22 protein-coding genes are annotated in these 25,132 nt (G+C 46.1%); 17 read left to right on the forward strand and 5 right to left on the reverse strand.

Translation table 11 applies throughout. The features are described from left to right. The first annotated feature begins 3 nt into the window (after positions 1 to 3). The 12 genes from CHX35_RS15610 to CHX35_RS15665 all read left to right on the forward strand — a co-directional run bounded on the left by CHX35_RS15610 (position 4) and on the right by CHX35_RS15665 (position 13,473). Positions 4 to 516 (forward strand): GNAT family N-acetyltransferase, encoded by a 513-nt coding sequence (locus CHX35_RS15610; RefSeq protein WP_091839203.1) that lies wholly within the window; start codon positions 4 to 6, stop codon positions 514 to 516. Positions 517 to 599: 83 nt separating this feature from the next. Next, positions 600 to 998 (forward strand): hypothetical protein, encoded by a 399-nt coding sequence (locus CHX35_RS15615; RefSeq protein ID WP_245838886.1) that lies wholly within the window; start codon positions 600 to 602, stop codon positions 996 to 998. 265 nt (positions 999 to 1,263) lie between these two features. After that, positions 1,264 to 2,556 (forward strand): trigger factor, encoded by a 1,293-nt coding sequence (tig, locus tag CHX35_RS15620; protein ID WP_091839206.1) that lies wholly within the window; start codon positions 1,264 to 1,266, stop codon positions 2,554 to 2,556. A 77-nt stretch (positions 2,557 to 2,633) separates the two neighbouring features. Then, a complete protein-coding gene (gene clpP, locus CHX35_RS15625; protein WP_281252098.1) occupies positions 2,634 to 3,212 on the forward strand; it encodes an ATP-dependent Clp endopeptidase proteolytic subunit ClpP in 579 nt (192 codons plus the stop codon). Between the two features lie 15 nt (positions 3,213 to 3,227). Beyond that, on the forward strand, positions 3,228 to 3,401 hold the full coding sequence (locus CHX35_RS15630) for a ClpX C4-type zinc finger protein (protein WP_091839208.1): 174 nt from the start codon (positions 3,228 to 3,230) through the stop codon (positions 3,399 to 3,401). A gap of 121 nt (positions 3,402 to 3,522) precedes the next feature. Next, the gene (clpX, locus tag CHX35_RS15635) at positions 3,523 to 4,785 is read left to right on the forward strand and encodes an ATP-dependent protease ATP-binding subunit ClpX (RefSeq protein WP_091839210.1); all 1,263 of its coding nucleotides are present in this window, start codon (positions 3,523 to 3,525) and stop codon (positions 4,783 to 4,785) included. A 247-nt stretch (positions 4,786 to 5,032) separates the two neighbouring features. After that, entirely contained in the window at positions 5,033 to 6,160 is a 1,128-nt protein-coding gene (locus tag CHX35_RS15640; protein WP_245838888.1) for a lipid II:glycine glycyltransferase FemX, read from the forward strand. Positions 6,161 to 6,171: 11 nt separating this feature from the next. Beyond that, the gene (locus CHX35_RS15645; protein WP_091839213.1) at positions 6,172 to 7,329 is read left to right on the forward strand and encodes an alanine racemase; all 1,158 of its coding nucleotides are present in this window, start codon (positions 6,172 to 6,174) and stop codon (positions 7,327 to 7,329) included. 161 nt (positions 7,330 to 7,490) lie between these two features. Further along, the gene (gene lonB / locus CHX35_RS15650; protein ID WP_091839216.1) at positions 7,491 to 9,176 is read left to right on the forward strand and encodes an ATP-dependent protease LonB; all 1,686 of its coding nucleotides are present in this window, start codon (positions 7,491 to 7,493) and stop codon (positions 9,174 to 9,176) included. Positions 9,177 to 9,342: 166 nt separating this feature from the next. Next, a complete protein-coding gene (gene lon, locus CHX35_RS15655; protein ID WP_091839219.1) occupies positions 9,343 to 11,697 on the forward strand; it encodes an endopeptidase La in 2,355 nt (784 codons plus the stop codon). Continuing rightward, positions 11,678 to 12,313: a ribosome biogenesis GTP-binding protein YihA/YsxC gene (gene yihA, locus CHX35_RS15660; RefSeq protein ID WP_091839222.1), complete on the forward strand. Its 636-nt coding sequence runs from the start codon at positions 11,678 to 11,680 to the stop codon at positions 12,311 to 12,313. Before lon ends, yihA begins: the two co-directional genes overlap by 20 nt. A 53-nt stretch (positions 12,314 to 12,366) precedes the next feature. Next, positions 12,367 to 13,473: a D-alanine--D-alanine ligase gene (locus tag CHX35_RS15665; protein WP_091839225.1), complete on the forward strand. Its 1,107-nt coding sequence runs from the start codon at positions 12,367 to 12,369 to the stop codon at positions 13,471 to 13,473. A gap of 46 nt (positions 13,474 to 13,519) precedes the next feature. On the opposite strand, the gene CHX35_RS15670 is transcribed toward CHX35_RS15665, so the two are convergent. Continuing rightward, positions 13,520 to 13,996, reverse strand: coding sequence for an NfeD family protein (locus tag CHX35_RS15670; protein WP_091839228.1), 477 nt, complete (start codon positions 13,994 to 13,996; stop codon positions 13,520 to 13,522). Then, a complete protein-coding gene (locus tag CHX35_RS15675) occupies positions 13,981 to 14,913 on the reverse strand; it encodes a DMT family transporter (RefSeq protein ID WP_245838890.1) in 933 nt (310 codons plus the stop codon). Before CHX35_RS15675 ends, CHX35_RS15670 begins: the two co-directional genes overlap by 16 nt. 426 nt (positions 14,914 to 15,339) lie before the next feature. Between CHX35_RS15675 and CHX35_RS15680 the strand changes: the two genes are divergently transcribed. The 3 genes from CHX35_RS15680 (at position 15,340) to CHX35_RS15690 (ending at position 19,859) form a co-directional block, all read left to right on the forward strand. Next, complete coding sequence (locus tag CHX35_RS15680) at positions 15,340 to 17,184, forward strand: GAF domain-containing sensor histidine kinase (protein WP_091839230.1); 1,845 nt, start codon at positions 15,340 to 15,342, stop codon at positions 17,182 to 17,184. After that, positions 17,174 to 17,827: a response regulator gene (locus CHX35_RS15685; RefSeq protein ID WP_091839233.1), complete on the forward strand. Its 654-nt coding sequence runs from the start codon at positions 17,174 to 17,176 to the stop codon at positions 17,825 to 17,827. The genes CHX35_RS15680 and CHX35_RS15685 overlap by 11 nt, the downstream gene beginning before the upstream one ends. A gap of 187 nt (positions 17,828 to 18,014) precedes the next feature. Continuing rightward, entirely contained in the window at positions 18,015 to 19,859 is a 1,845-nt protein-coding gene (locus CHX35_RS15690; RefSeq protein ID WP_091839236.1) for a hypothetical protein, read from the forward strand. A 107-nt stretch (positions 19,860 to 19,966) separates the two neighbouring features. Here CHX35_RS15690 and CHX35_RS15695 read toward each other — a convergent pair whose 3' ends face one another. The 3 genes from CHX35_RS15695 to CHX35_RS15705 are packed head-to-tail and all read right to left on the reverse strand — an operon-like array spanning position 19,967 to position 22,612. Beyond that, complete coding sequence (locus CHX35_RS15695) at positions 19,967 to 20,806, reverse strand: ABC transporter permease (RefSeq protein ID WP_091839238.1); 840 nt, start codon at positions 20,804 to 20,806, stop codon at positions 19,967 to 19,969. After that, entirely contained in the window at positions 20,803 to 21,570 is a 768-nt protein-coding gene (locus CHX35_RS15700; RefSeq protein ID WP_091839241.1) for an ABC transporter ATP-binding protein, read from the reverse strand. Before CHX35_RS15700 ends, CHX35_RS15695 begins: the two co-directional genes overlap by 4 nt. A 31-nt stretch (positions 21,571 to 21,601) precedes the next feature. Next, the gene (locus CHX35_RS15705) at positions 21,602 to 22,612 is read right to left on the reverse strand and encodes an ABC transporter substrate-binding protein (protein ID WP_176392134.1); all 1,011 of its coding nucleotides are present in this window, start codon (positions 22,610 to 22,612) and stop codon (positions 21,602 to 21,604) included. Between the two features lie 262 nt (positions 22,613 to 22,874). Here CHX35_RS15705 and hemA point away from each other — a divergent pair, with 262 nt between their 5' ends. Both hemA and CHX35_RS15715 read left to right on the forward strand, forming a co-directional pair. Next, the gene (gene hemA / locus CHX35_RS15710) at positions 22,875 to 24,242 is read left to right on the forward strand and encodes a glutamyl-tRNA reductase (protein ID WP_091839244.1); all 1,368 of its coding nucleotides are present in this window, start codon (positions 22,875 to 22,877) and stop codon (positions 24,240 to 24,242) included. 18 nt (positions 24,243 to 24,260) lie between these two features. Beyond that, positions 24,261 to 25,079 (forward strand): cytochrome C assembly family protein, encoded by an 819-nt coding sequence (locus tag CHX35_RS15715; protein ID WP_091839246.1) that lies wholly within the window; start codon positions 24,261 to 24,263, stop codon positions 25,077 to 25,079. Positions 25,080 to 25,132: the final 53 nt, after the last annotated feature.

Raw genomic sequence — 25,132 nt, forward strand, 5'->3', positions numbered from 1 at the left:
AACATGAGAGAGCAAAGGGAGATTGTTCAGATTAAAGGTTGGGAAGAAGATGACCTTGATTTACTGTTCCAACTAAATGCACCAGAGATGATGAACCATCTTGGAGGACCCGAACGTGAGGAAAAGGTGTTTAGTCGCCATCAACGGTATCTTGCGCTCAAGGATAAAGGATCGATGTATAGCATCCAATTACAGCCCCAAAATGAAAAAGTAGGTTCCGTTGGATTCTGGCACAAGAGTGTGGATGGTGAAGAAGCATATGAAGTAGGGTGGAGTGTCTTGCCCTCATTTCAAGGGAAAGGGATCGCAACCCGAGCGACTAAATTAGCAATCAAAGAAGCGTTAGCAAAAAATAATTGGGCGATTCATGCTTTTCCTTCAATTGATAATCCAGGTTCGAATGCGATTTGCCGAAAACTTCATTTTAGCTTTCTAACCGAATGTGAATTTGAGTATCCCCCAGGCAATTTGATGCGGTGCAATCATTGGCGCCTTGAAGCAAGCTCAATCCGCTAAACCACTTAAAATCGTATTATGGATTTCTCTATCGACAGTTATGTGGATGTATCGACATTTGATACAGAAAAGGTGAAGAGGGTATGGAAGAAAATCTAAAGGATATGGATTTTGGGTATTTTATTGGACAAGTAGTAACCGGCGTGAATACCGATGAACATGCCCCTTTAGTTATTCAATTTGAGAAGGGTTCGCTTATTGTGGAATGCCCATGGAGGCTTTGTAGAAATAATGAAATTATCCTTGGTGAAACGGATTGTATCTCAGCTCCAGATAAGTTTACATATAAAGAGATATATAAGATAATTGGCAAAAAGAAAATAGTAGGCATTGATAATTTTATGGGTAGGTTTTTTGTAATAACCTTTGAGGATCAAATCATATTTGAATTATTCCATGCAAGTAGCTATTTTGAGGGGTGGAATTTAATAGGGGATAATGGCTTTGGTCTATTTACAATCCCTGGAGGCGAATATGCATAGATCGATCCCAAGTGATGTCGATTACCCAATAATGGGAAACTTGCATCCTAGCGATGTTTCTTCATGTTAGGAGGCGATCGAATCTCTTCCGATCAATGATCGTTGTTAGCCGCAAACCAAAACCCCCTAGGGGTCTTTTGCCCCTTTCCACCTGCTTGCAACCACTAGCTTCTGTGTTATAATGAGGTGGTTGTAAAAAGGCACGGAAACTCTAGAGTTGTAGCCATTTATACATTGAATCGTGTGATGTAGGAGGGAATCGTTGATGAATGTAAGCTGGGAAAAAACTGAAACGAACCGTGGGGTCCTTACGGTTGAAGTAGATGAGAAACAATTAGGTGGTGCGTTGGATCGCGCCTTTAAAAAGGTTTCTAAAAATGTGAATGTACCTGGATTCCGGAAAGGTAAAATTCCACGCCCAATCTTTGAAAAGCGCTTTGGTGTAGAGAGCCTCTATCAAGATGCACTCGATATCCTCTTGCCAGAGGTTTACCCTGAAGCGGTAGAAAAAGCAGATATCGATCCCGTTGATCAACCAGAAATTGATATTGATCAACTGGAAAAAGGGAAGCCTTTCATCTTTAAAGCAAAAGTAATGGTAAAACCTGAAGTAAAACTAGGTGAGTATAAAGGCCTAGAAATCGAAGAAAAAGACTTCTTGGTAACCCAAGAAGATATCGACGCTGAACTGAAGCAAATGCAAGAGCGCCAAGGTCAGTTGGTCGCTGTTGAAGAAGGAACCATCGAAGAGGGCGATCGTGCAATTCTTGACTTTGAAGGTTTCGTTGATGGCGAAGCATTTGAAGGCGGCAAAGGTGAGCAATACACCTTGGAAATTGGCTCTGGACAATTCATTCCTGGGTTCGAAGAACAACTTGTCGGTCTCGCTCCAGGTGAAGAAAAGGATGTAACGGTTACGTTCCCTGAAGAGTATCATGCAGAAGACCTCAAAGGAAAAGAAGCCGTATTTAAAGTGAAGATTCACGAAATCAAGCGTACGGAATTGCCTGAGCTTGATGATGAATTTGCACAGGATGTTGGGGAATTTGAGACGTTTGAGGAACTGAAAAGCGATGTCGAGAATAAGCTGAAAGAACAAAAGAAAAACGAAGAAGAAAGCTACAAGCGTAATCAGCTCGTCGAGAAAGCGGCTGAGAACGCAGAGGTCGAAATCCCAGAAGTGATGATCGATCGTGAAATTGATCAGATGGTGAGTCACTTTGAACAACAACTCTCCATGCAAGGGGTCAACCTGGAGCAATACATTCAGTTTACTGGCCAAACTAAGGAAGATATTCGTGCGCAATTCAAAGAAGATGCTGGTAAGAAGACGCGCAATGACTTGGTATTGGAAGCCATCTCTGAAGCTGAAAACGTAGAAGTGACCGAGGAAGATATTGAAGAAGAACTGAAAAAATTGGCAGAACAAATGAGCCGCGAATTGGATGAAATCAAGCGTTTAGTGGATATGCAAGGCGGTCGTGCTCAAATTGAGGGCGATTTGAAGATCCGAAAAACAGTGGATCTACTTGTATCCAACAGTAAAAATGCGGCATAATGAGAATAGGACGGAAAAACGGGGCACGTGAAAGCGTGCCTTGTTTTTAAACAATCGCTCGGAAGGGAGGCGAAACCTTGAATCTGGTACCGATGGTCGTCGAGCAGACGAATCGCGGCGAGAGATCCTATGATTTGTACTCTCGATTGCTCAAGGACCGCATCATCTTTATTGGCAGTGCGATTGATGATCAAGTGGCAAATGTTGTGACAGCACAGCTTTTGTTTTTAGCAGCAGAAGATGCGGACAAAGATATCTCTGTATACATAAACTCACCAGGTGGATCCATCACCGCTGGAATGGCAATATATGATACCATGCAATACATAAAACCAGACGTTTCCACGATTTGTGTGGGTATGGCTGCGAGTATGGGGGCTTTCCTGCTGGCGGCTGGTGCAAAAGGGAAGCGTTATGCTTTACCCAACAGTGAAGTGATGATTCACCAACCATTGGGGGGAGTACGAGGCCAGGCTGCAGACATACAAATCCATGCAGATTGGATTCTCCGTACCCGAAAGAAGATTTACCAAATTCTGTCCAAGCGCACTGGGCATACGCAAAAGAAAATCGAACGAGATTCGGATCGGGATCATTTCATGGATGCTCATGAAGCCAAAGAGTATGGTTTGGTAGATGAAGTGATCACTCGTTAGAGGGATGATTGCGTAGTGGTTTTTTTTAGCAAGAAGAAGGAAGACGGACTCTTACGATGTTCGTTTTGTGGTAAGTTGGAAGATCAGGTGTTGAAAGTCATCAAAGGGCCTGGTGTAAACATTTGTGATGAATGCATCGATCTTTGTAATGAAATTCTAGAGGCTGAGTTGGAAATCGATAAGGATTAACCACCCTCTTAGAATATGTCTCTTAAGGGACTGCTCTTAAGAGTTCGAAGGCAATTGAACGTGATTATTTTGGGTGCTCATGAAGTGATCGCCCGTTAGACCTTTGAGAGGGGTGATTCGCATGTTCAAGTTCAACGAAGAAAAAGGACAGTTGAAATGCTCGTTTTGCGGGAAATCCCAGGATCAGGTGAGAAAACTGGTCGCAGGGCCTGGGGTATACATTTGTGATGAGTGTATCGATCTTTGTAATGAAATCGTTGAGGAAGAACTGGGCGGCGAAGAGGATATCGATCTACAAAATCTACCGAAGCCCCAGGAAATTAACGAGATTCTTGATTCTTACGTCATTGGACAAGAGCAAGCAAAAAAATCGTTGGCTGTAGCGGTGTACAACCACTATAAGCGGATCAATTCTTCCCAGAAGATGGACGATGTTGAACTGCAAAAATCAAACATCATCATGGTAGGACCGACGGGAAGTGGGAAAACCCTTCTTGCTCAAACGATGGCGAAGATCCTGAACGTTCCCTTTGCAATTGCTGATGCAACCAGCCTTACTGAGGCGGGTTATGTAGGGGAAGATGTGGAAAATATTCTCCTCAAATTGATCCAGGCTGCAGATTATGATGTGGAAAAGGCAGAACGTGGGATTATCTATATTGATGAAATCGATAAAGTTGCCCGTAAGTCGGAAAACCCATCGATCACCCGTGATGTTTCTGGTGAAGGGGTGCAACAAGCACTCTTGAAAATTCTTGAGGGAACCGTAGCTTCTGTACCTCCTCAGGGAGGACGAAAACATCCTCATCAGGAATTCATTCAAATTGATACCAGCAATGTACTCTTTATTTGTGGGGGCGCCTTTGATGGACTGGAGCCGATCATCAAACGTCGACTCGGCAAGAAAGTGATTGGTTTCGGTTCGGATAGTAGCCGAGCTGATCTAAAACCAGGTGAATACCTGAAGATGGTCTTGCCTGAGGACCTCCTTCGGTTTGGTCTAATTCCTGAATTCGTTGGACGCTTGCCAGTGATCTCCACCTTGGAACCGCTGGATCGTGAAGCCTTGGTACGGATTCTAACGGAGCCGAAAAATGCTCTTGCTAAGCAATATCAAAAGCTCTTGGAAATGGATAATGTAGAGCTTACCTTCGAAAATGATTCCTTGGATGCGATCGCTGATGAAGCGATCAAACGGAATACAGGGGCACGGGGACTACGAGCCATCATTGAGTCAATTATGCTCGATGTGATGTTTGAGTTACCGTCGAGGGAAGATGTGACAGAATGCATTGTCACAAAAGAAACCGTTGAAGATAAAGTAGGCCCTCGCCTTACAACACGGGATGGTCGTTCGGTGGATAAAAAAGAAGAGAGCGCTTAATTAAACAAAAAAGAATCGCATCCTTTGGGTGCGATTCTTTTTTGTGTTATCGGAAAATGGATGTGTACTAGAACAAGTCTTTAGTAGTAGGGACTTACTACTCGCGAGCAAAAGTTTTTGTGGTAGAATACAGGAGGTAGTGTGTGTTGAATCATTCCCTTTATTAATTATGGACAATTTTTTCAAGGATGTTGTATTACACCGTAATTCAAGTAGTTAAACACTGCAGAACTGGAGTTGTGTTTTCATGATGCATGTGGAAGTGGTTTCTTCTCAGGATTATCATTCCTTTATTGAAGGAAAACGCCTGGGCAATTTTATGCAGTACCCCTCCTGGGCTCAGGTTAAAACTGAATGGCAACACGATCTCCTGGGTTGGTTTGATGAAGAGCAGAACATGGTAGGGTGTGGACTGGTTCTTTATCGAAAACTCCCAGGGTTAAACAAATACTTAGCGTATATTCCCCGAGGACCGGTGATTGATTGGGATTCTAAACAGTTAAGCGATTGGTTTGAGCCGTTATTTGAATGTTTACGTCGTAAAAATGTATTCTCAATTAAAATGGAACCGCCCGTGGTCCGAGCTAAATGGCAAACACCCACGATTAAAAACTATTTAAAGGAAATCCGTGAGCATAGTCTCAAAGGAAAACGGCTAAAGGATCTTGGACCTGATGAAGTGGATGGACAGGCGGAATTTGTTCAACAAGAACTTACAGCAATGGGTTGGAAGAGCGGAGAAGGAGATGGCGGGTTCTCTGCAATTCAACCCCAATATGTTTTCCGCTTGCCCTTGGAAGATCGTTCTTTAGATGAGGTTTTTGCTGGCTTTCATACCACCTGGCGCCGTAATGTTCGGAAGTCCGAAAAGCAAGGAGTCGTGGTCACAGAGGGAAGTGAGGCGGATCTAAAGGCGTTTTATGACCTGCTCAATGTGACAGCCACACGGGATCAGTTTACCGTTCGTTCGTACAGTTACTTTGAGACCATGTTCCGTGCGATGAAAAAGGAAGATCCGAATCGCATTCGGCTTTACTTAGCAAAATATGAAGATCGTTTGCTAGCGGCAACGATAGCGACCCAAACGAATGGACATGTCTGGTATCTGTATGGTGCAAGCGATAATGAGATGCGGGAGAAGATGCCCAACCATGCGATTCAATGGAAGATGATTCAGGATGCCCATGCGATGGGAGCGCATACCTATGACTTCCGTGGGATTAGCGATACCCTGGATGAAGAAGATCATTTGTATGGTCTCTTACGCTTTAAGCTTGGCTTTGGTGGAGAAGCCTGTCAGTTGATCGGTGAATGGGATTATCCGCTGCAACCGCTTCTGCATTGGGCTTTTGATATGTATATGAAGAAGCGGTGAGGGGGTAGCTCATGAGTCTTACACTGTATTTGGACGAGCGGAGTTGGTTGCGTCACTTTGCAGAAACAGAGGAGCGATTTCCTGAGTTTCTCCCTGTAATTAAAGGAAATGGCTATGGTTTTGGCAATGTAAGGCTAACCCAGACAGCTCTGCGTATGGATAAACACGTCATTTGTGTTGGGACAATAGAAGAAGCCCGAACCATTGAACAATCCTTCTCAACAGTACAGACGATGGTACTAACCCCTGTGCTGACATCGTTGACGGAGGCGGATCATAGTGAGGGAAGGATTTATACGGTGGGTAGCTTTACTCACCTTAGCCATCTCGTAAGTGCTCTTGATTCCCTCCAAGGGGAAGCCCCTTTTTCAGCTGAGGATGGGCCAAGAAAACTTTCCATTGTGATTAAATGTCAGTCCCCGATGAAGCGGTATGGGTTCTCCTTGACTCAATTGGATGAGTTGCATAAGACGCTTAAACAATGGAGTGAAGCGTCAAATATCCAACTTGAAATCGCTGGGCTATCGGTTCATTTTCCCCAGGTGGGAATGTCCGATGAACAGAAGAAGACCTGGTTTACAGAGTGGATCTCGGCAACGAAGGATTGGGATGTTATACCGAAAGATTTTTACATTAGCCATGTAAGTTCGCCCTTGTTTCAACAATTAAAAACCCGCCATCCGGAGTATCGTTTTTGCATGCGCTTAGGGACGGATTTATGGCTGGCGGATAAATCGTTCCTTTCCACCAAAAGCATGGTGCTGGATACCAAGCCTGTGCAAAAAGGGGAACGGTTCGGGTATAAGCAAGGAAAAGCAAGAAAGAATGGGACCCTGGTGTTTTTATCCGGTGGCACCGCAAATGGGGTGGGTCTGGAGGCTCCTTCTATCGCGCGGAGTTGGCGGGATTGGTTAAAGTTAACCGCCTTTTGGGGGCTGTCGATGGCGAATCGCCATCTTAGTCCTTACACCTTTCGTGGACGAAGAACCTGGTTTGCAGAACCTCCTCATATGCAAACAAGTGTCCTCTTTTTCCCCAATGGCGAAAACTATCCAGAAGTTGGCGATGAATTGCCTGTGACGGTTCGTATGACAACGGCTCATTTTGATCGATGCGTGGTACAAGAAGCCGAAGAGGAGATGGCAGAGACGGCACGTGCCCTTCCTTAAATGAAGGATCGCTTTTATATTAAAGGCAAAAAACCCACCAGTGATGGGAGACTGGCGGGTTTTTTTTGTTGACTGACTATCCCTTTCAGACGAGGGTCATACTAAGGCACGACAAAGAGATCAAAATCCTTTTGATCTGATGAAGGGGAGGAGTTTAGATTATGAATTGGACTGTGTTGATCATGATACTACAGGTGTTTTTTTCAGTTGTCATTGGCCTTTATTTTTGGAACTTGTTACGGAATCAGCAGACAAGCCGTACAGCGGTAGATCGTGAATCGAAGAAGGAGATGGATAAGCTCCGTAAAATGCGGAGCATATCGCTGACGGAACCTCTTTCAGAAAAAACACGTCCAACTTCCTTCGATGAAATTGTGGGTCAGACAGAGGGATTACGTGCTCTCAAAGCAGCCCTTTGTGGTCCGAACCCGCAGCATGTCATCATTTACGGTCCGCCTGGAGTAGGAAAGACGGCGGCGGCTCGCGTTGTTTTGGAAGAGGCGAAAAAAAATAGCAGTTCCCCCTTTACGCGTCAATCGCGTTTTGTAGAGCTGGATGCGACCACGGCTCGGTTTGATGAACGTGGAATTGCCGATCCCTTAATCGGTTCGGTGCATGATCCTATTTATCAAGGGGCAGGTGCCATGGGAATGGCAGGGATACCTCAGCCAAAACCAGGTGCCGTTTCCAAAGCCCATGGGGGGCTCTTGTTTATCGACGAAATTGGAGAGCTTCATCCGATTCAGATGAATAAGTTATTGAAGGTACTAGAGGATCGCAAGGTCATTTTTGAATCTGCCTATTATAGTGCGGAGGATCATAATACCCCGTCCCATATTCATGACATTTTTCAAAATGGGATGCCCGCGGATTTTCGATTGGTAGGTGCCACCACCCGGACTCCTGATGAAATTCCGCCAGCCATTCGTTCCCGGTGTATGGAGATCTTTTTTAGGCCATTGCTATCTGAGGAGATTAGTCGGATTGCCAAACAAGCGATTGAACGCATGGGGTTCCAGTATGAAGAAGGAGCGATTAGTGTTATTCAAAAATACGCCACCAATGGTCGGGAAGCCGTCAATATCGTGCAAACGGCTGGGGGCCTTGCCTTGACAGAGGATCACAACCTGATTCGTTCCGCCGATGTTGAATGGGTCGTTCATAGTAGCCAGTTAACCCCTCGCCCTGATAAAAAAATCCCTGAGAAAGCGCAACCTGGCTTAGTCAATGGACTGGCCGTCTATGGTCCGAACCTCGGGATGCTACTGGAATTGGAAGTAACAGCCCTTCCCGCAGGACCTGGAGCAGAAGGTTCGATCCGAATTACAGGGATGGTGGATGAAGAAGAGTTAGGGGGACGAAGTCGTACCCTTAGACGCAAGAGTATGGCCCGTAGTTCATTAGAGAACGTTCTCACCGTCTTGCAAAAAACCGATATTAATCCATATGCTTGGCATATTCATGTCAATTTTCCAGGTGGGGTACCAATGGATGGTCCATCGGCTGGTGTCACGATGGCAACAGCGGTTTACTCTGCGATTAAAGGGATTAAAGTGGATAATAAGCTAGCGATGACTGGAGAGCTGTCCATCCATGGTCGCGTCATGCCTGTGGGTGGCGTGGTGGCGAAGGTGTCCGCGGCAAAGCAAGCGGGAGCGAACCGTGTGATCATCCCGGAGGATAATATGCAAGCCATCTTTAATGAGATGGAAGGGGTAAAAGTGATACCTGTGAGGAAGATCGAAGAGGTTCTTCAGTTAGCTTGCCATGAAGAAGCAGAGGTAGAAGTGGAAAGTTCTCTGCCACCTGCAACGGTTATTACGGCGACCTCTGCACCGGTTAGTTAATCTCCTTTAGGTGGGGGCGTCTAACCCCTTTGTACTCTGGGATGTGGGTAGGACTGTCATGGACAAACGGGATTGAATAGGATAAAATCGTACGCAGTCATCAATTGTATACCCAATGAAAAACCTTAGTAAAAACATGGCACGAGACGTTATCGGAGGTGCATACATGGCTGTTAAAGAGGAGGAGCGCGTACTCCCGTTGCTACCCCTTCGCGGATTATTGGTCTACCCCAACATGGTTTTGCACCTAGATGTTGGCCGCGAACGTTCCGTCAAAGCACTGGAACAGGCAATGGTAGACGATGACCTTATCCTTCTTGCGTCACAGCATGAAGTTCAGATCGAAGAGCCTGATCCAGAAGATATTTTTGAGATGGGTACCGTCGCACGTGTACGGCAGATGCTAAAATTGCCGAATGGCACGATTCGCGTATTGGTGGAAGGTCTTCATCGGGCGAAGCTGATCGAATTTACAGAAGTAGATCCTTACTATAAAGTGCGTGTGAGCGAAATTGAGCAGGATGAGGTCCAGGATATCAATGTGGAGGCGTTGATGCGTTCTGTACTGGATCATTTTGAACAATACCTCCGGTTATCTAAGAAAGTCTCTCCTGAGACCCTTTCCTCGGTGTCAGATATTGACGAGCCAGGTCGGCTCGCTGATGTGATTGCTTCACACCTTCCCTTGAAGGTTGAGGATAAGCAAAAAATCTTGGAAACCGTTGATATTCCAAAACGGTTAGAGACGCTACTTACGATTTTAAATGATGAACGCGAAGTACTTGAATTGGAGAAAACCATCTCACAACGAGTAAAAAAGCAGATGGAAAAAACGCAAAAAGAGTACTATCTTCGTGAGCAGATGAAGGCAATCCAGCGCGAACTGGGTGAAAAAGAAGGACGCATGGGAGAAGTCGAAGAACTGCGAAATCGGTTAGAGAAACTGACTGTACCCGAAGTGGTGAAGGAAAAGGTCGAAAAAGAACTTGGTCGTATGGAAAAGACCCCCACCTCCTCTGCTGAAGGGGGCGTCATTCGAACCTATGTCGAGTGGTTACTTGATCTTCCTTGGGACAAAGAAACAGAAGATGACTTAGATATTAACAAGGCAGAAAAAATTCTCAATCAAGATCATTATGGGTTGGAAAAAGCAAAGGAGCGGGTGCTTGAATATTTGGCGGTTCAGCAGATGGTCAAGCAACTAAAGGGCCCCATTCTTTGTCTCGTTGGCCCTCCAGGTGTGGGGAAAACCTCCCTTGCGCGATCCATCTCTAGGGCCCTTGGCCGCAAATTTGTGCGAGTCTCTTTGGGTGGTGTACGCGATGAAGCGGAAATTCGCGGCCATCGGCGTACCTATGTTGGAGCGATGCCTGGGCGAATCATTCAAGGAATGAAAACTGCAGCCACTTCCAATCCTGTATTTTTGCTGGATGAGATTGATAAGATGGCGATGGATTTCCGTGGGGATCCAGCATCTGCACTGTTAGAAGTACTGGATCCCGAGCAAAACGCTACCTTTAGCGATCATTATATCGAGACTCCCTATGATCTATCCAAGGTCATGTTTATTACAACGGCCAATGCGGTTCATGGTATTCCGCGGCCCTTGCTCGATCGGATGGAAATGCTTCATATTGCGGGTTATACCGAGATTGAAAAGGAGCGTATCACCCGGGAATACCTTATCCCTCGCCAGATGAAGGAACACGGTTTAACAAAGGATAAACTGCAAATACATGGAGACGCTGTTCTCAAAGTGATCCGCCGCTATACAAGGGAAGCGGGCGTCCGTAATTTGGAGCGAACAATCGGGACCCTGTGCAGGAAAGCCGCAAAGCAGTTGGTTGCCGGTGAAAAGAAAAAAGTGGTCGTCACCGCTAAAAACCTGCCTCAATTCCTTGGAGCAGAGAAGTTTCGTTATGGACGTGCAGAAGAGACGGATCAGATCGGTGCGGTTACGGGATTAGCCTGGACAGCAGCGGGGGGAGACACCTTGACAATCGAGGTGACCATTCTCCCTGGGAAAGGCAAACTCACCTTAACGGGTAAACTAGGGGATGTCATGAAGGAATCCGCTCAGGCGGCCTTTAGTTATATCCGTTCCCGTGCGAAAGAGTTATCCATTGACCCTGATTTTCATGAAAAACACGATATCCATATTCATGTGCCTGAAGGAGCCATTCCTAAAGATGGTCCTTCTGCTGGGATTGCGATGGCTACGGCTCTGGTTTCAGCTCTTTCAGGTCGAGCGGTGTCCCGTGAAGTGGGGATGACAGGTGAAGTAACATTACGGGGGCGGGTCTTGCCCATTGGCGGACTCAAGGAAAAATCCTTAGCCGCGCATCGTGCAGGCCTGAAGCATATTCTAATCCCCTATGAGAATGAAAAAGACCTGGAGGAAATTCCTGAAAGTGTTCGTAAGGAACTGAAGGTGACCCCGGTCCGACATATGGATCAGGTGCTAGAGTTAGCCCTGGTCCCTGAAGCGGAGAGAGATACCAATGAAAGTAACGCATTCTGAAATCGTGATAAGTGCGGTACATCCCCGGCAATACCCTGCGGACGCCCTGCCAGAAATTGCTCTGGCTGGGCGTTCCAATGTAGGGAAATCCTCCTTAATCAATCGGATGATCAATCGCAAAAATTTAGCACGGACCAGTTCGAAGCCTGGGAAAACCCAAACCATTAACTTTTACCGCATTAACCAAGCGTTAATGTTTGCGGATATGCCTGGTTATGGTTTTGCAAAGGTGTCCAAATCGGTTCGCGCTGAATGGGGAAAAATGGCAGAAACCTACTTTTTGAAGCGGGAAACTCTGCGAGGGATCGTACATGTGATTGATTTACGGCATCCGCCAAGTAAAGATGATGTCGCCATGTATGGATGGTTTAAAGAACATGGACTCGATGTACTCATTGCAGCGACGAAAGCCGACAAGGTAAAACGAGGCCAATGGCCCAAACATATGAAGCAGGTAAAGGAGGGTCTTGGAATGGTCCCGACGGATAAGCTGATCTTATTCTCATCACAAACCGGTCAAGGAAAAGATGAGCTATGGTCTGAAATCGGTCGACTCACCCAGGCATCTCCTAGCGAAGAATTAGCAGAAACCTCCCCTACCCAAGATCATCATTAAGCTTGAATGGTAAGCTTAATCACTTCTAGAGACAATAGAGGAGATGTGTGAGGATGAACAAGAAAATTCGGGTCGCCATCTTATATGGAGGCAAATCCGGTGAGCATGACGTTTCGCTTTTTTCTGCGGCATCGGTCATTCAAGCGATCGATCCGGAGAAAATGGAGATTCTCCCGGTTTGGATCGATAAAGAGGGGCATTGGCGAACAGGAGAACAGGCTTTGTTAGCCTTGGAGGGGAAATTAGAGGCGAAGCGGTTGGAAGATTTGCGCTCTACCAAGCCTACTTTGCCAAAGGAAATCCAAGGTTCCTCCTTTCCGTTAATTCAGTGGGTAGAACAGGTGGATGTGGTCTTCCCCGTCCTTCATGGAACCTTTGGTGAAGATGGCACGGTTCAAGGGTTACTTGAAATGGCGAATATCCCTTATGTAGGGGCTGGAGTACTCGCCTCAGCAGTGGGTATGGATAAAGTGGTCAGTAAACGAATTTTTGCCAATGAAGGTCTTCCACAGGGACGATTTGTCCAGGTGCATCGGCATCGGGTTGAAAAGTCAATGAATGACGTCATTGCAGAACTGGAAAATTCCTTTGCTTATCCCATGTTCGTGAAACCTGCGAATTTGGGTTCCAGTGTAGGGATTTCCAAAGCGAAGGATCGTGCCACATTAGAAAAAGCACTGCACTTGGCAGCGAGTTATGATCGAAAGTTAATCGTTGAAGAGTTTATTGATGCGAAAGAAGTGGAAGTCGCGGTGTTAGGCAACGACGAGCCCGAGGCATCCATCCCGGGGGAAATTATCTCGAGTAATGAATATTATGATTATAAAGCCAAATATATTGACGGCAAAGCGGTGATGAAATTCCCCGCAGAACTGCCTGAGGAAACCCTGGAAGAAATTCGTCAGTTGGCCATACGGGCGTATCAAGCCATTGATGCTTCAGGGCTATCTCGTGTCGACTTTTTCGTCACCAATAACGATCAACGCGTATTAATCAACGAAATCAATACGATGCCTGGATTTACCCCCCATAGCATGTACGCGAACTTATGGGAACATACAGGGGTTAGTTACAAGACCCTCATTGAAAAATTGATCGAACTCGCCATGCAGCGCTATGAAGAGAAGAAGAAAACCTCAACCAAATTCGAAGTGGAATAAATAAAAAACCAGCCTTTATCGGGCTGGTTTTTTATTTATTGCTGTCTTATTTCCTTATAAAAAGTAAGACTCCTAAGGTGATCAATAACACGGGCCAATAGGTATTAAGTGTCTGGGCGACTTTCTCTAAACCAGGGATATCCCCCACGCCTGGCCAAGCGAAAATCCCCAGAAGGCAGAGAAGCGAACCTACCATGCCATAGGAACGATTCTTCTGTAATAGACCGCCAATAAGAAGATAGGATAAGCCAATAATGAGTGGGAAGATGCTCCAATGATCTGGCCAAGATTCTATCTGGGCAAGCCCCCAGGAATGGATCCCCAGTCCGATTAGTATGCCTGCTAAAATGGATAATCGGGGACGGGGAGGCTTTTGAATGGAAATGATAAACAAGATGAGCCCCGCTACAATTAAGAGAAACTCCCATTTGGAGACGGTTTGGGCGAGAGGCCATCCTAATTCTCGTAAAAGAAGTAAGATACCCGCCGCGATAATAAAGAGACCCATTATTTTTCTACGCATGTCGTGCCTTCTTTCTGAATCAGTTTGGGTGAGGGTGGACGGTTTCCTGTTTCAGCAAGAACCATCCCACTGAGGATACAAAGGCATCCGATTACGGTCGTCAGGCTCATGGGGGTATCTAACCACATCCAATCCGTCCAGGCAGCAAATACAGGCTCCATTGCGAAGATTAGCGCCACACGGGTAGGGTGCGTATGTCGTTGGAAATGTGCTTGCCCCACATAAGCAAGGACCGTCGCAAACAATACGGTAACAATCAATGCGATAAGGACCTCTGGCAGAAACAAAATCGTGCCGGACACATCGACAACCGGTGATTCAAAAATTAACGATGAACAAGTGCTGAAGAGAGCCACCACCCCGATTTGAATGGTAGCAATGGGAAGGGCATCGGCCCATTGTGCATATTTTCCTGTATAAACAATTTGTAATCCAAAACCAATTGCACAAAGAAATGCAAGCGTATCGCCGATATTGAGATGAGAAAAATCAGCAAAGGCTAAGAGCCATAAACCACATAATGCAAACCCTACACCGATAATCGCATATCGGTTCGGTTTTGTGCCCAAAATCCAAAAGCTGAATAGTGGCACAAGTGCAACGGATACCCCCGTAAGAAATCCTGATTTCCCTGAAGTCGTATATAAGAGGCTAAAGGTTTGTAGTGCGTATCCAAGAAAAAGCCAAGCGCCTAAAAAGCTGCCAGCCAATAAATAACGTGGTTGACGGAGAGTCCCTATTTTTCCGCGAAAAGCGAGTAAAGTCCCCATTAAAATCGTCGCTAGGCCAAACCGGATCGCTAAAAAAGAAAAAGGAGGGAGCGACTGAATCGCGGTTTGCACAAGGATAAAGGTAGCTCCCCAGATGAAGGCGATGCTGAGAAGAGCAAGCTCAGCGATTCCCGGTTTTTTGGTCAAATCCTATTCGCTCCTTGTCATCGATCAGATTCATCCATCATCGTACCATAAATTACTGTGAGGCATTATTGAAATGGGACCTTTTTAATTGGCAGGATCATCTTACCAGGCAGACTTCATTTCGTGGCAATCTTTCATTCATATTTGAAACCATCCTGCAAGTCACAAAACATGGTAGAAATGTGGTAGGATTAAAAGGATGCGAGAATAAAGATGCATGATCAAACGAGGATTCTCTTTTTGATCCATATAGATATGGATGGATGGGAATAGTGATCCATCTGTGATTTTCTGATATTCCGACGGATAGAGAAAGCAGATGGTTATACAACGATCATGCGTGTTTAGCATCTGTAGCGATTTAGAAAGGCGAAGCTGTATTGAGCGGCGGGTGGAAAGAAAATAGGGATAGGCGGGTTGTGATCGATGAATAGAGAGAACTGGTTGGAGCGGATGTGCCGGTGGTCAGTGGTTTTTACGGCGTGGTTTTTAACATCCTATTCGCTCTTTCACCCCTGGGGAAAGAGCGAGTGGACGCTTTTGCACCTATTTGCCTTAGCGATACTCGTTTTGGTCATCGAATGCTTCCCTGTCCCTGGGCATGATGGGCGAATCACCGTACACTTTCCCGTCTTATTCACATTGGCAACCATGTTTTCTGCAGGGGTTGCGGGGTTAGTTACCATCGTGATCGTGATGGGGGTCACTATGGTGCGAGGCCATTCGCTATCTCGGGCAGCCTTTCGGACAGGGTATACAATTTTTGGCCTATTTATGGTTCAGATTTATTTAGCGACGTTTGCTCAGCCAACATGGATGGAAAATGGTGTTTGGCTACCTGCACTGATCCTTCTGGGGTGTGTGGTTGTTTATGAAGTGACAAGCAAGGGGATTCGTGATGGTTTAGAAGCATTGCGTGCCCGTCCCCGGGTTCGCCGTTTATGGGTGAAAAATAAGGCGCTAGAAACGGGAGTTGCCCTTCTTTCTTGGGCGTATATTTGTACATATTATGGGATGTTACATGATGGTCGAGAGACGGATCCCTTAGCGTTTATTTTTTTCTTTTCTCCCTTAGCGGCTTTCTCCATCTTGACGCATGTGATTGCCAAACTGATTCGAAAAAAGAAAAAATTGGAGTTTTTGTTTCTTGTTACACGCGAGTTAAACAGGAGCATGGATTTGACAAAGGTGATGAAACAAACCATTCTACCGTTGTCCAAGGTGGTTCGCTACAACTTTGGAGCCGTCTATTTATTACAAAATGATCGATTAAAGCCCTTTGTCACGGCAGGTGAGTTTCCAGAGGCGTTGCGCAGGCGCACCTATCCATTAAATACGGGAATTTCAGGCTGGACTGCTTCTCATGCCAGGCCCGCTCTTGTTCACCAGGCACGGCTGGATCCTCGATGTCAGCAGGACCGTGAAGACTTTGAGGATGTTCGCTCACTCTTATCGGTCCCCTTAGAAATGGATGGCGAAGTTCTGGGTGTGATCACCCTGGGTCGTACCGAGGGTGATGGTTTTGAAGAAGCGGACCGTTCCTTTCTCCAAGTGTTGTCCTGTCAATCGGTAGTTGCGATACGCAATATTCGGCTCTCGGAAGAGCGAGAGCGCCGTTCTGTTGCTGAAGAACGAAATCGACTTGCGCGAGAAATTCATGATGGGATCGCTCAATCCTTTGCAGGCGTCCTGATGAAAATTGAGTCTTCCATTCGAGCCTTTGATACCCATCCGGACAAGGTGAGGGTGTGGTTAGAGGAGAGTCAGGAGAAGTTGCGAGAAGGATTGAAAGAAGTGCGTTACTCGATTACCGCCCTACGTCCTTCGCCAGCACAAAAAATAGGCCTAGCCCCTGCTTTAAACCGTCGCTTAGAAGCCTTTTGTAATGAAACAGGTAGCGACGGGACTTTTACGACAGAGGGTCAAAAAGTTCCCCTGAAAAGCGATGCGGAAGAAACCATTTACATGGTTTGTCATGAAGCCCTTTCCAATGCGGCAAAACATGCCTCAGCGGATGAGGTAAAGGTAACCCTTGTATATGATCATGATGAAGTAAGATTGGTGGTTCAGGACAATGGTGTCGGCTTTTCCCTCGCCAAAGCCGTCTATAAAGCGGAGGCACAAAAACGGTATGGAATTGTTGGGATGAATGAACGAGCACAATCACTCAATGCTTCCCTGCAATTTGATAGCGAAGAGGGAAACGGGACGACGGTGACCTTAACCATTCCGATTGGAGAAGAGGAGGAAGTAGCCGTTCATGCCTATTAATGTTTTATTAGTGGATGATCATGCTGTATTACGAGATGGATTGTCCAATATTATCAGCTTAGAATCGGACATGGAAGTATTGGGGCAGGCAAACAATGGGGAAGAGGCATTGGAAATGATCGAGCTACTCTCACCCGATGTCGTCCTGATGGATATCAATATGCCTGGAATGAGCGGCGTCGAGGCAATTCGCCAAATTAGGGAACGACAACTAAAGGTCGCAGTGCTCATATTGACCATGTTTGATCGTGACGAATACCTCTATGAATCCATTCGTGCGGGAGCAATGGGATACCTACTAAAAGATGCACCTTCTGCGGACGTTGTGGGTGCGATCCGTTCGGCCTACCGCGGAGAGTCCGCTCTTCATCCGGTTATGGCACGGAAACTTCTCGATAATATCAGTGGGGAGAAAAAGACGGACCGGGGTACAGGGGAAGATGCCCTAACACCTAGAGAACTGGATGTCTTAGGTTTTATGGTGAAAGGGTTATCCAATAAAGAAATTGCGAAACAACTCTACATCAGTGATAAAACCGTGAAGATCCATGTGAGTAGTATCCTGAAGAAACTTCATGTGAAGAGCCGATCACAGGTAATTATCTATGCGATTCAACATGAGTTGGTCAAGCTAGACTCATAACATGCGGAAATGGAAATGGCCCCTTTTGCTCAGCCAAAAGAATGGGCCATTTTTTGTTTTCTTACCAAATGAAAAAAACGTGAAGAAAAATCGAATAAATGGACACAAAATGAATCCGTCCTGCGAAGGATTAATATGAAGGGGTATTTTGGCTGGTACCCAATATTCGCGGAGGAGAGATTAACCGATGAAAAAATGGTTCATGGTGTTTTTGGTTTGTATGATTGCCTTATCAGTATCCATGCCGGTTGCGTCTGCAACGCCTGACAAGCCGGAAATTGAAGCAAGCTTTAACCCAGATACCGGAATGATTACATCGACGATTAAAAACTTAGAGAAGTCGAAAGGCGCATGGGAAACATGGATTTATAAGGAAGGCGAAAGTGCCACCAGTAAAGATATTTTTTACAAAATTGACAACCTAGAGACGAAGAACTACTCCGTTGATGTTCGAAGCAGTTTGAAGAACCTCAAAGAAGGTACCTATAAATATCATGTGAAGTTTACCCGTGAAGATGGAGAGGCTTCTCATGCCTACGGTGACGTGAACGTAGGACCCAGCCCGCAAATTGAAACGCATCTCGATGTAAAGACCGGTAAATTAACAGCGAAGTTAACCAATATGAAATCTTCGAATGGTAACTTTGAAGTCTGGTTGTATAATGAGAAGAGCCCAACCTTTGATCATCAGTTCTTTTATAATGTCTCAGGCAATCGAGCATGGGCGCAAAATGAAGAGCATGTCGTTGATGTGAAAAGCGGATTGGACAAATTAAAAGCTAGCGACGGAAAAGAATTTACCTATCACGTTAAATTTAATAACATCACTGATAACAAAACCGTTCACCAACGAGCCAAATTTAGCTTTGATCCAGAAGTCCCACAGCTTCCTACGCAATTGATGGTGTCTCCGACCCTTGTCAAAGGTGCCCATGATCAAGTAAAAGGCATCAATGTAGCGGCTGGGATTGAAGGGGCGAAGGACACGGATAAAGCGAAGGGAATTTGGACGTTTAAAGTGCTAGACGAGCAACATAAAGTGGTGGCGAAAAAGCGCCTGCTCGCTCATAAAGGAATTCATGCGGAACAGCTTTTGAAAGTGAAGAGACCAGGAACCTATCAAGTCCAGGTTCATTTTCTTGGCAAGTTTAATGGGAAGCGATTGACGAAGCTATCAGGTTCCAACACGGTGACGATCCCTGATAGTGAGCAGTCAACCCCATCCATTGAAGCAGATCATAACTATGTAGAGATCGAAGATCAGGATATTGATTCATACTTACGGGTCGATGGGATGCTGAAGGATCTGCCCAAAGGGAAAGTGCGTGGAACTTGGACCTTTGAACTGGATGGACAAAAATTTGAAATGCGTGGACATAAAAAGGCGCATAAACTCTTTCCTTTATTTAACGGGGAATTTGGTTTGGAGCTTGGAAAAACCTATACATGCAAAATTTCCTTTGACGGAAAAGCAGGGCATAAAAAGGTATCCGTAACCAAGGACTACACCATTGACATTCCTGGCATTGAAGCCTCCTATACCTTCAAAGATGGCGAATTGAAGTTGGATGGGAAAATGATCAATGGAGAAACTGCTGAAGGATCCTGGGATTTTGGTATCTGGGATAGTAGTGATAAGCAACGTGCAATGGGAAGTGTTGAGGATGTATCAGGCCTTAACCAATCCTATACCTTTAAAGATGTGAAGAATGATGATTACACAGGGTTTATCGCCTTCACTGGTGAAATCGATGGTAAAGAGTTCGTTGTATGGACCGTGATCACCATCGATAAACAAAGTGGGGTCGTCAAGCCAGGTGACGGTGGTGATGATCATCAGGGCGGAATTAACAACCCCACCGATGGCAGAAAAGTGATCGACGATGCAAAGGGTGGGAAGCTCCCAAAAACCGCTTTGGATGAGCAACCACAGTGGGCGTTCTATGGAATTCTCACCGCCGTCTTTGGTCTCATGTTACTGGCTGTCGTGTATCGTCGGAAATTAGTAACGGCTTTTCGTAAGGTAAGCTAACCCGTAAGATACCATGAGTATGTCCTTCGCAAGGACTTCCAACCTCAATAAAAGGTGACCTTCTCTTCGTTTGTAACGAGGGAAGGTCACCTTGTTTTTTTGACGCGTTAGTTTTCTAACTGTCGATGACGTAACAGCCGTTTTTCTAATGCGTTAACAATGATATACATCAGAGTTGCACATAGAGCAATGATCAGTAAGGAAAGCATCACCAGATTTAAATTAAAGACTTGGAATCCATAGATGATCAAGTAACCGAGTCCTTCCTTTGCCACAAGAAATTCCCCGACAATTACCCCTACCCATGCAAGCCCCACATTTACTTTAAGGGCAGCGATCATATCCGGTATACAGGCAGGGAAGATAATCGTCGTAAAGAGTTGGCGCCGGGAAGCACCAAAGGATCGAGCGAGTCGATGGTAATCGGGTGAAACATTTTGAAAAGCGGTATGGATAACCAAGGTGGTAATTATGATCGTGATTGCAATCGCCATGGCGATGATGGAGCCATAGCCGGCTCCGATGGTGACGATAAACAGGGGACCTAAGGCCACCTTGGGCATGCTGTTTAACACCACCAGGTAGGGGTCAAGGACGCGGGAGAGAAAAGGTGAAGCCCAGATTAAACTGGCGAGGGCTACCCCGGAAGCGGTGCCAAGGATAAAACCACCAATGGTTTCAAAGGTGGTGATCCCAATGTCACGGAAGAGACCGCCAGTGGATGTCATTTGCCAAAATAAATCAACGATCTTGCTGGGACTACCAAAGAGGAAAGGATCGAGCCAGCCGCTACGCGTTGCCCATTCCCATCCACCGAGAATCAGGATGAGAAGCGCGATGCGAGAGATAATGACCCAGAAGTCACGTAGGCGTAGCTGGATCAAATAGTTGGCATGGATGGGAGATTGGGCCCCCCGAGCCAGCCAGCGACTCCATCGTGGGATCATGGGGTTTCGATCTCCTTCCATAATTCATTGAATAAGGAACGAAAGGCAGGTTGACTACGGGCAGCGAGGGGAGAGGCCTTGCGAATTTCCCCAGGAACCTCGATGATCCGGCGAAGAACACCAGGGCGTCCTCCCATCACCAAGATGGTATCAGATAAAGCAATTGCTTCTTCGAGGTCATGGGTAACAAGAAGTGCCGTCATTTTTCTTCCCTGAAGGACATTGACGAGTAATTCCTCTAAATGGAGTTTATTTTGATAATCCAAGGCAGAAAAGGGTTCGTCGAGTAACAGTAATTCCGGCTGAACGGCGAGGGTGCGTACAAGGGCGACCCGTTGACGCATCCCGCCGGAAAGTTGGGAGGGATACTGATTCAGGGTATGAGAGAGCCCTAACTCCCCCAATAAGTAACGGGCGTGGGAGGCGGATTTTGTGTTGTTTTGCCCCCGAAAGGAAAGGCCTAGGGTAATATTTTCGCTCACCGTTCGCCAATCTAATAAGCAATCCTGTTGTAGCATGTAACTGATGCGCGGGGAAGGTCTCTTAATGGGTTCATCAAAGAGGCGCAACTCCCCGGATGTAGGAGAAATTAATCCAGCGACAAGGGAGAGGATGGTGCTTTTACCACAGCCGCTCGCACCCACGAAGCTAACAAATGAGCCAGATGGAATGCGAAAAGAAATGGGTGCAAGTGCCGTCACCTGATCCTGTCGAGAGAGGTAGGTTTTACTCACATCGATCGCTTCGAGGGCATTGGTTGCCATCCTCTTTCCTCCTTTCAAAGGGGTGAGGCTTCTAGGGATGATCCTTCATGGCCTTTCGCGCCAGATCCATTTTGATTACTTTTTCATAGGGAATGCGTTGTGGTAATTCATTGGCTTCTGCCATCACATCCAGCATGTGATTGTATTCTTCTTTATCGATAATGGGGTCCGTCGCCCATGATTTTTGGGATTGGTAGCGCTCAAGGACACGTGTGAGGATTTCATCATCCGTTTGTGGAAATCGCGGTTTGATTACCTTTGCAATTTCAGCAGGTGTATGGGAAGCGCACCATTGTTGGGCTTGATAGAGTGCGCGAATATAACGTTGATATCGATCAGGGTATTTTTTTAGTGCCCCCGAACGGGTGAGATAAACCGTATACGGAAGGTTTCCGCTGTCTTTTCCAAAGGAGGCGACGACGGTTCCTTTCCCTTCCTTTTCTAATTGGGAGGCAAAGGGTTCAAAGAGTTGCACGTAATCCCCAGTGCCTGATGCAAAGGCAGCTGGTAAGTTTTTATAGTCGACGTTCTGGATGATGGTCACATCATTAAATGGGGTCACTCCGTTTTTCCGTTGGACATGTTCACTCACCATCTCGGGCATACCGCCTTTTCGTTGGCCGAGAAGTTTTTTTCCTTTCAGATCCGACCACTGAAAATGGGTACTTGGTTTTCGGGATACGAGAAAACTTCCATCGGTTTGGGTGAGTTGTGCAATGCCAACTACGGGGTCTTTGGCTCCCCCTGCCGTTACATAAACGCCGGTTTCAGCACCGACAAGAACGATATCTGCATCGCCAGACAGGAGGGCAGCCATCGTTTTATCTCCGCCCATGCCATCCCGAAGGTTGACTTCAATGCCCTCCTGTTTGAAAAACCCTTTCTCTATGGCAACATATTGGGGGGCATAAAACAGGGAGTGCGTGACCTCAACCACGGTAATTTTGTCAACTTGCTTCGCTGATTTCTCATTACACGCGGTAGTAAACAACATGAGTGAAAACACCATCAGGATCATGACACTGATACGGGCCAGTTTCATCTGAATGAAGCTCCTTTCCCCCCATGAGGTTCCAAAAATAGGCTGTTGTGCTGATCTATCCTATGCCCCTGCTTCAAAATCTGTTCACAACCCATTTTTCATGGTGGAATAGCCTATGCTATAATGGGGTATGAATACATGCGATCCATGATAGTCTCTTCAGAAGGGGCTATACACTTCCGATAGAAAAGCATGCGGGAGTAAAAAGGAGTGGAGGACCGAGAATTCATGAGGATTTTCGGGTAGATTCGGGGTGGAGTCTATGCATATCATTGTGACGGGATTTAACCATAAAACCGCACCGGTGGAACTGCGGGAGCAAATGACCTTTACTGGGGAAGAACTAGCCCCTGCACTCCATCGACTGCGTCATATGAAAAGTATTTTAGAATGCGTTGTGATCAGCACATGCAACCGATTGGAGTTGTATGTGATCAGTGATCAACCCCACACTGGATCTTACTACTCGAAGTCTTTTCTCGAAAAAGAATTCGGGATCCCCATGGGGGATTTTGTTGACCATTTGTATGTAAAACGAGATGAGCAAGCGGTACGCCATCTTTTTACGGTGACATGTGGATTGGATTCCATGGTGGTAGGGGAGACGCAGATTTTGGGTCAAGTGAAAAATGATGCGCGGGTTGCCCAGGAAGCAGGGGTAACCGGTACATTATTAAATCATTTGTTCAAAGAAGCAGTTACCCTCGGGAAAAAAGTACAATCGGAGACGGAAATCGGGCAAAATGCCGTCTCAGTTAGTTATGCCGCTGTCCAACTGGGTCGTAAGTTATTTAGCACCTTTACGGGTAAAACGGTACTTCTTTTAGGTGCAGGAGAAACCGGCGAATTAACGGCGAAACATTTATTTGAGGCGGGTGCGAATCGGGTAATCGTGGTAAATCGCACCTTGGAAAAAGCGGAGGAGGTTGCATGCCGGTTCCGCGGTGAAGCGCGTTCCTTTACCGAATTGATTCCCTCTCTTCGCGAGGCGGATATCGTCGTAAGCTCTACGGGTGCACCCACTGCTGTCATTGAAAAAGCGGCGGTTCAATCGGCAATTGCAAAGCGAATTCATCCATTATTCCTCATTGATATTGCCGTGCCGCGGGATATCGACCCGGCCATTCATGATTTGGATAATGTTTATCTTTTTGATATTGATGATTTACAGGGAATCGTTGAGGCGAACATCGATCTTCGGGAACAAGAAGCCGATAAAGTGGGCGTGATGATTGAAGAGCAGATGATTCGTTTTGATGAGTGGTTGCAAACCCTTGGGGTGGTTCCTGTGATTACGGCGCTACGTGAAAAAGCGCTGGATATTCATGAGGAAACCATGCTACGTATTGAGCGCAAACTCCCTGATTTGACAGAGCGAGAGAAGCGTATCTTACGAAAACATACCAAAAGTATTGTCAACCAACTTCTACGTGATCCGCTATCTCGCATTAAAGAGCTATCTGTGACACCTGAAAAAGAGCAGGCTCTTGAGTTGTTTGTGCAGATTTTTGCCCTCGAAGAGGAACTGGCCACAGAGAAAGAGAAACCAGAGGAATCGGTTCGATCAGAGAGCTGTAGGCCCTCTATGTTACATCCGGCCTTCACTGGAGAAACGGGGATCCGTTCCTGAAGATAGGGGGAAACCGATGTGTTTGCCGAGCATTGGTTTTATCACTTCATTATCTATATCTATGCCTTAAGCTTATTGTTTGCTTTTTCAGATCTGATGCAGCCCAATCGGCAGGGTCGTCGATTGGCGTTCCTTTTTCTTGTTGCCGTTTGGGTAAGTCAGACGGCTTTTTTCATATGGAAGACAACACTCGGGCTGATGCCAGTGCTAACGGGTTCGGATTCGTTGATGTTTTATTCCTGGGCACTTGTTACAGTGACACTGGTGATCGATAGGCTATATGAGATGCATCTCTTTGTGTTTGCGGCGAACTTGATCGGATTTGCCACCTCGGCAGTGAATCTATTTATTACCCCTTCCACAGGGGATAAGTTGGCAACGCCTTTGCTATCCGAGTTAGTCTTTATTCATGTCGTCATGGTTTTTCTGGCGTATGCCCTTTTTACCTTAGCAACAGTGTTTTCGATTCTTTATCTAATTGGAAACAGTTTATTAAAACAAAAGAAGTGGAACCAAACCCTACGTCGTTTCCCGAGTTTAGGGAGTCTTGAAGTCTTTTCCTATCGATTAACGATGCTTGGTGTGCCATTATTGCTGCTAGCTTTAATCCTCGGATTGATTTGGGCCTATCAAAAAGTAGGCGGCGGCTTTTGGTTTGACCCCAAAATTATCGGTTCCCTCATCGTATTAGGCGTATACTCCTTCTATCTTTATAAACGATACAGTGGCGGTTGGAACGGGCGTCAGCTTTCATGGTGGAGTGTACTCGCATTTTTGATGATCTTAGTCAATTACATGATTTCAAACGCGGGACTCTCCTTTCATCGCTGGTTGTAGATGAGGGGCAGAGTCGGTGAACAGACACCGCCCGTCGAATACGGGTGGTTTTT

It is taken from the genome of Marininema halotolerans, assembly GCF_900116235.1.
In the GTDB taxonomy this organism is placed as follows: Bacteria; Bacillota; Bacilli; order Thermoactinomycetales; family DSM-45169; genus Marininema; species Marininema halotolerans.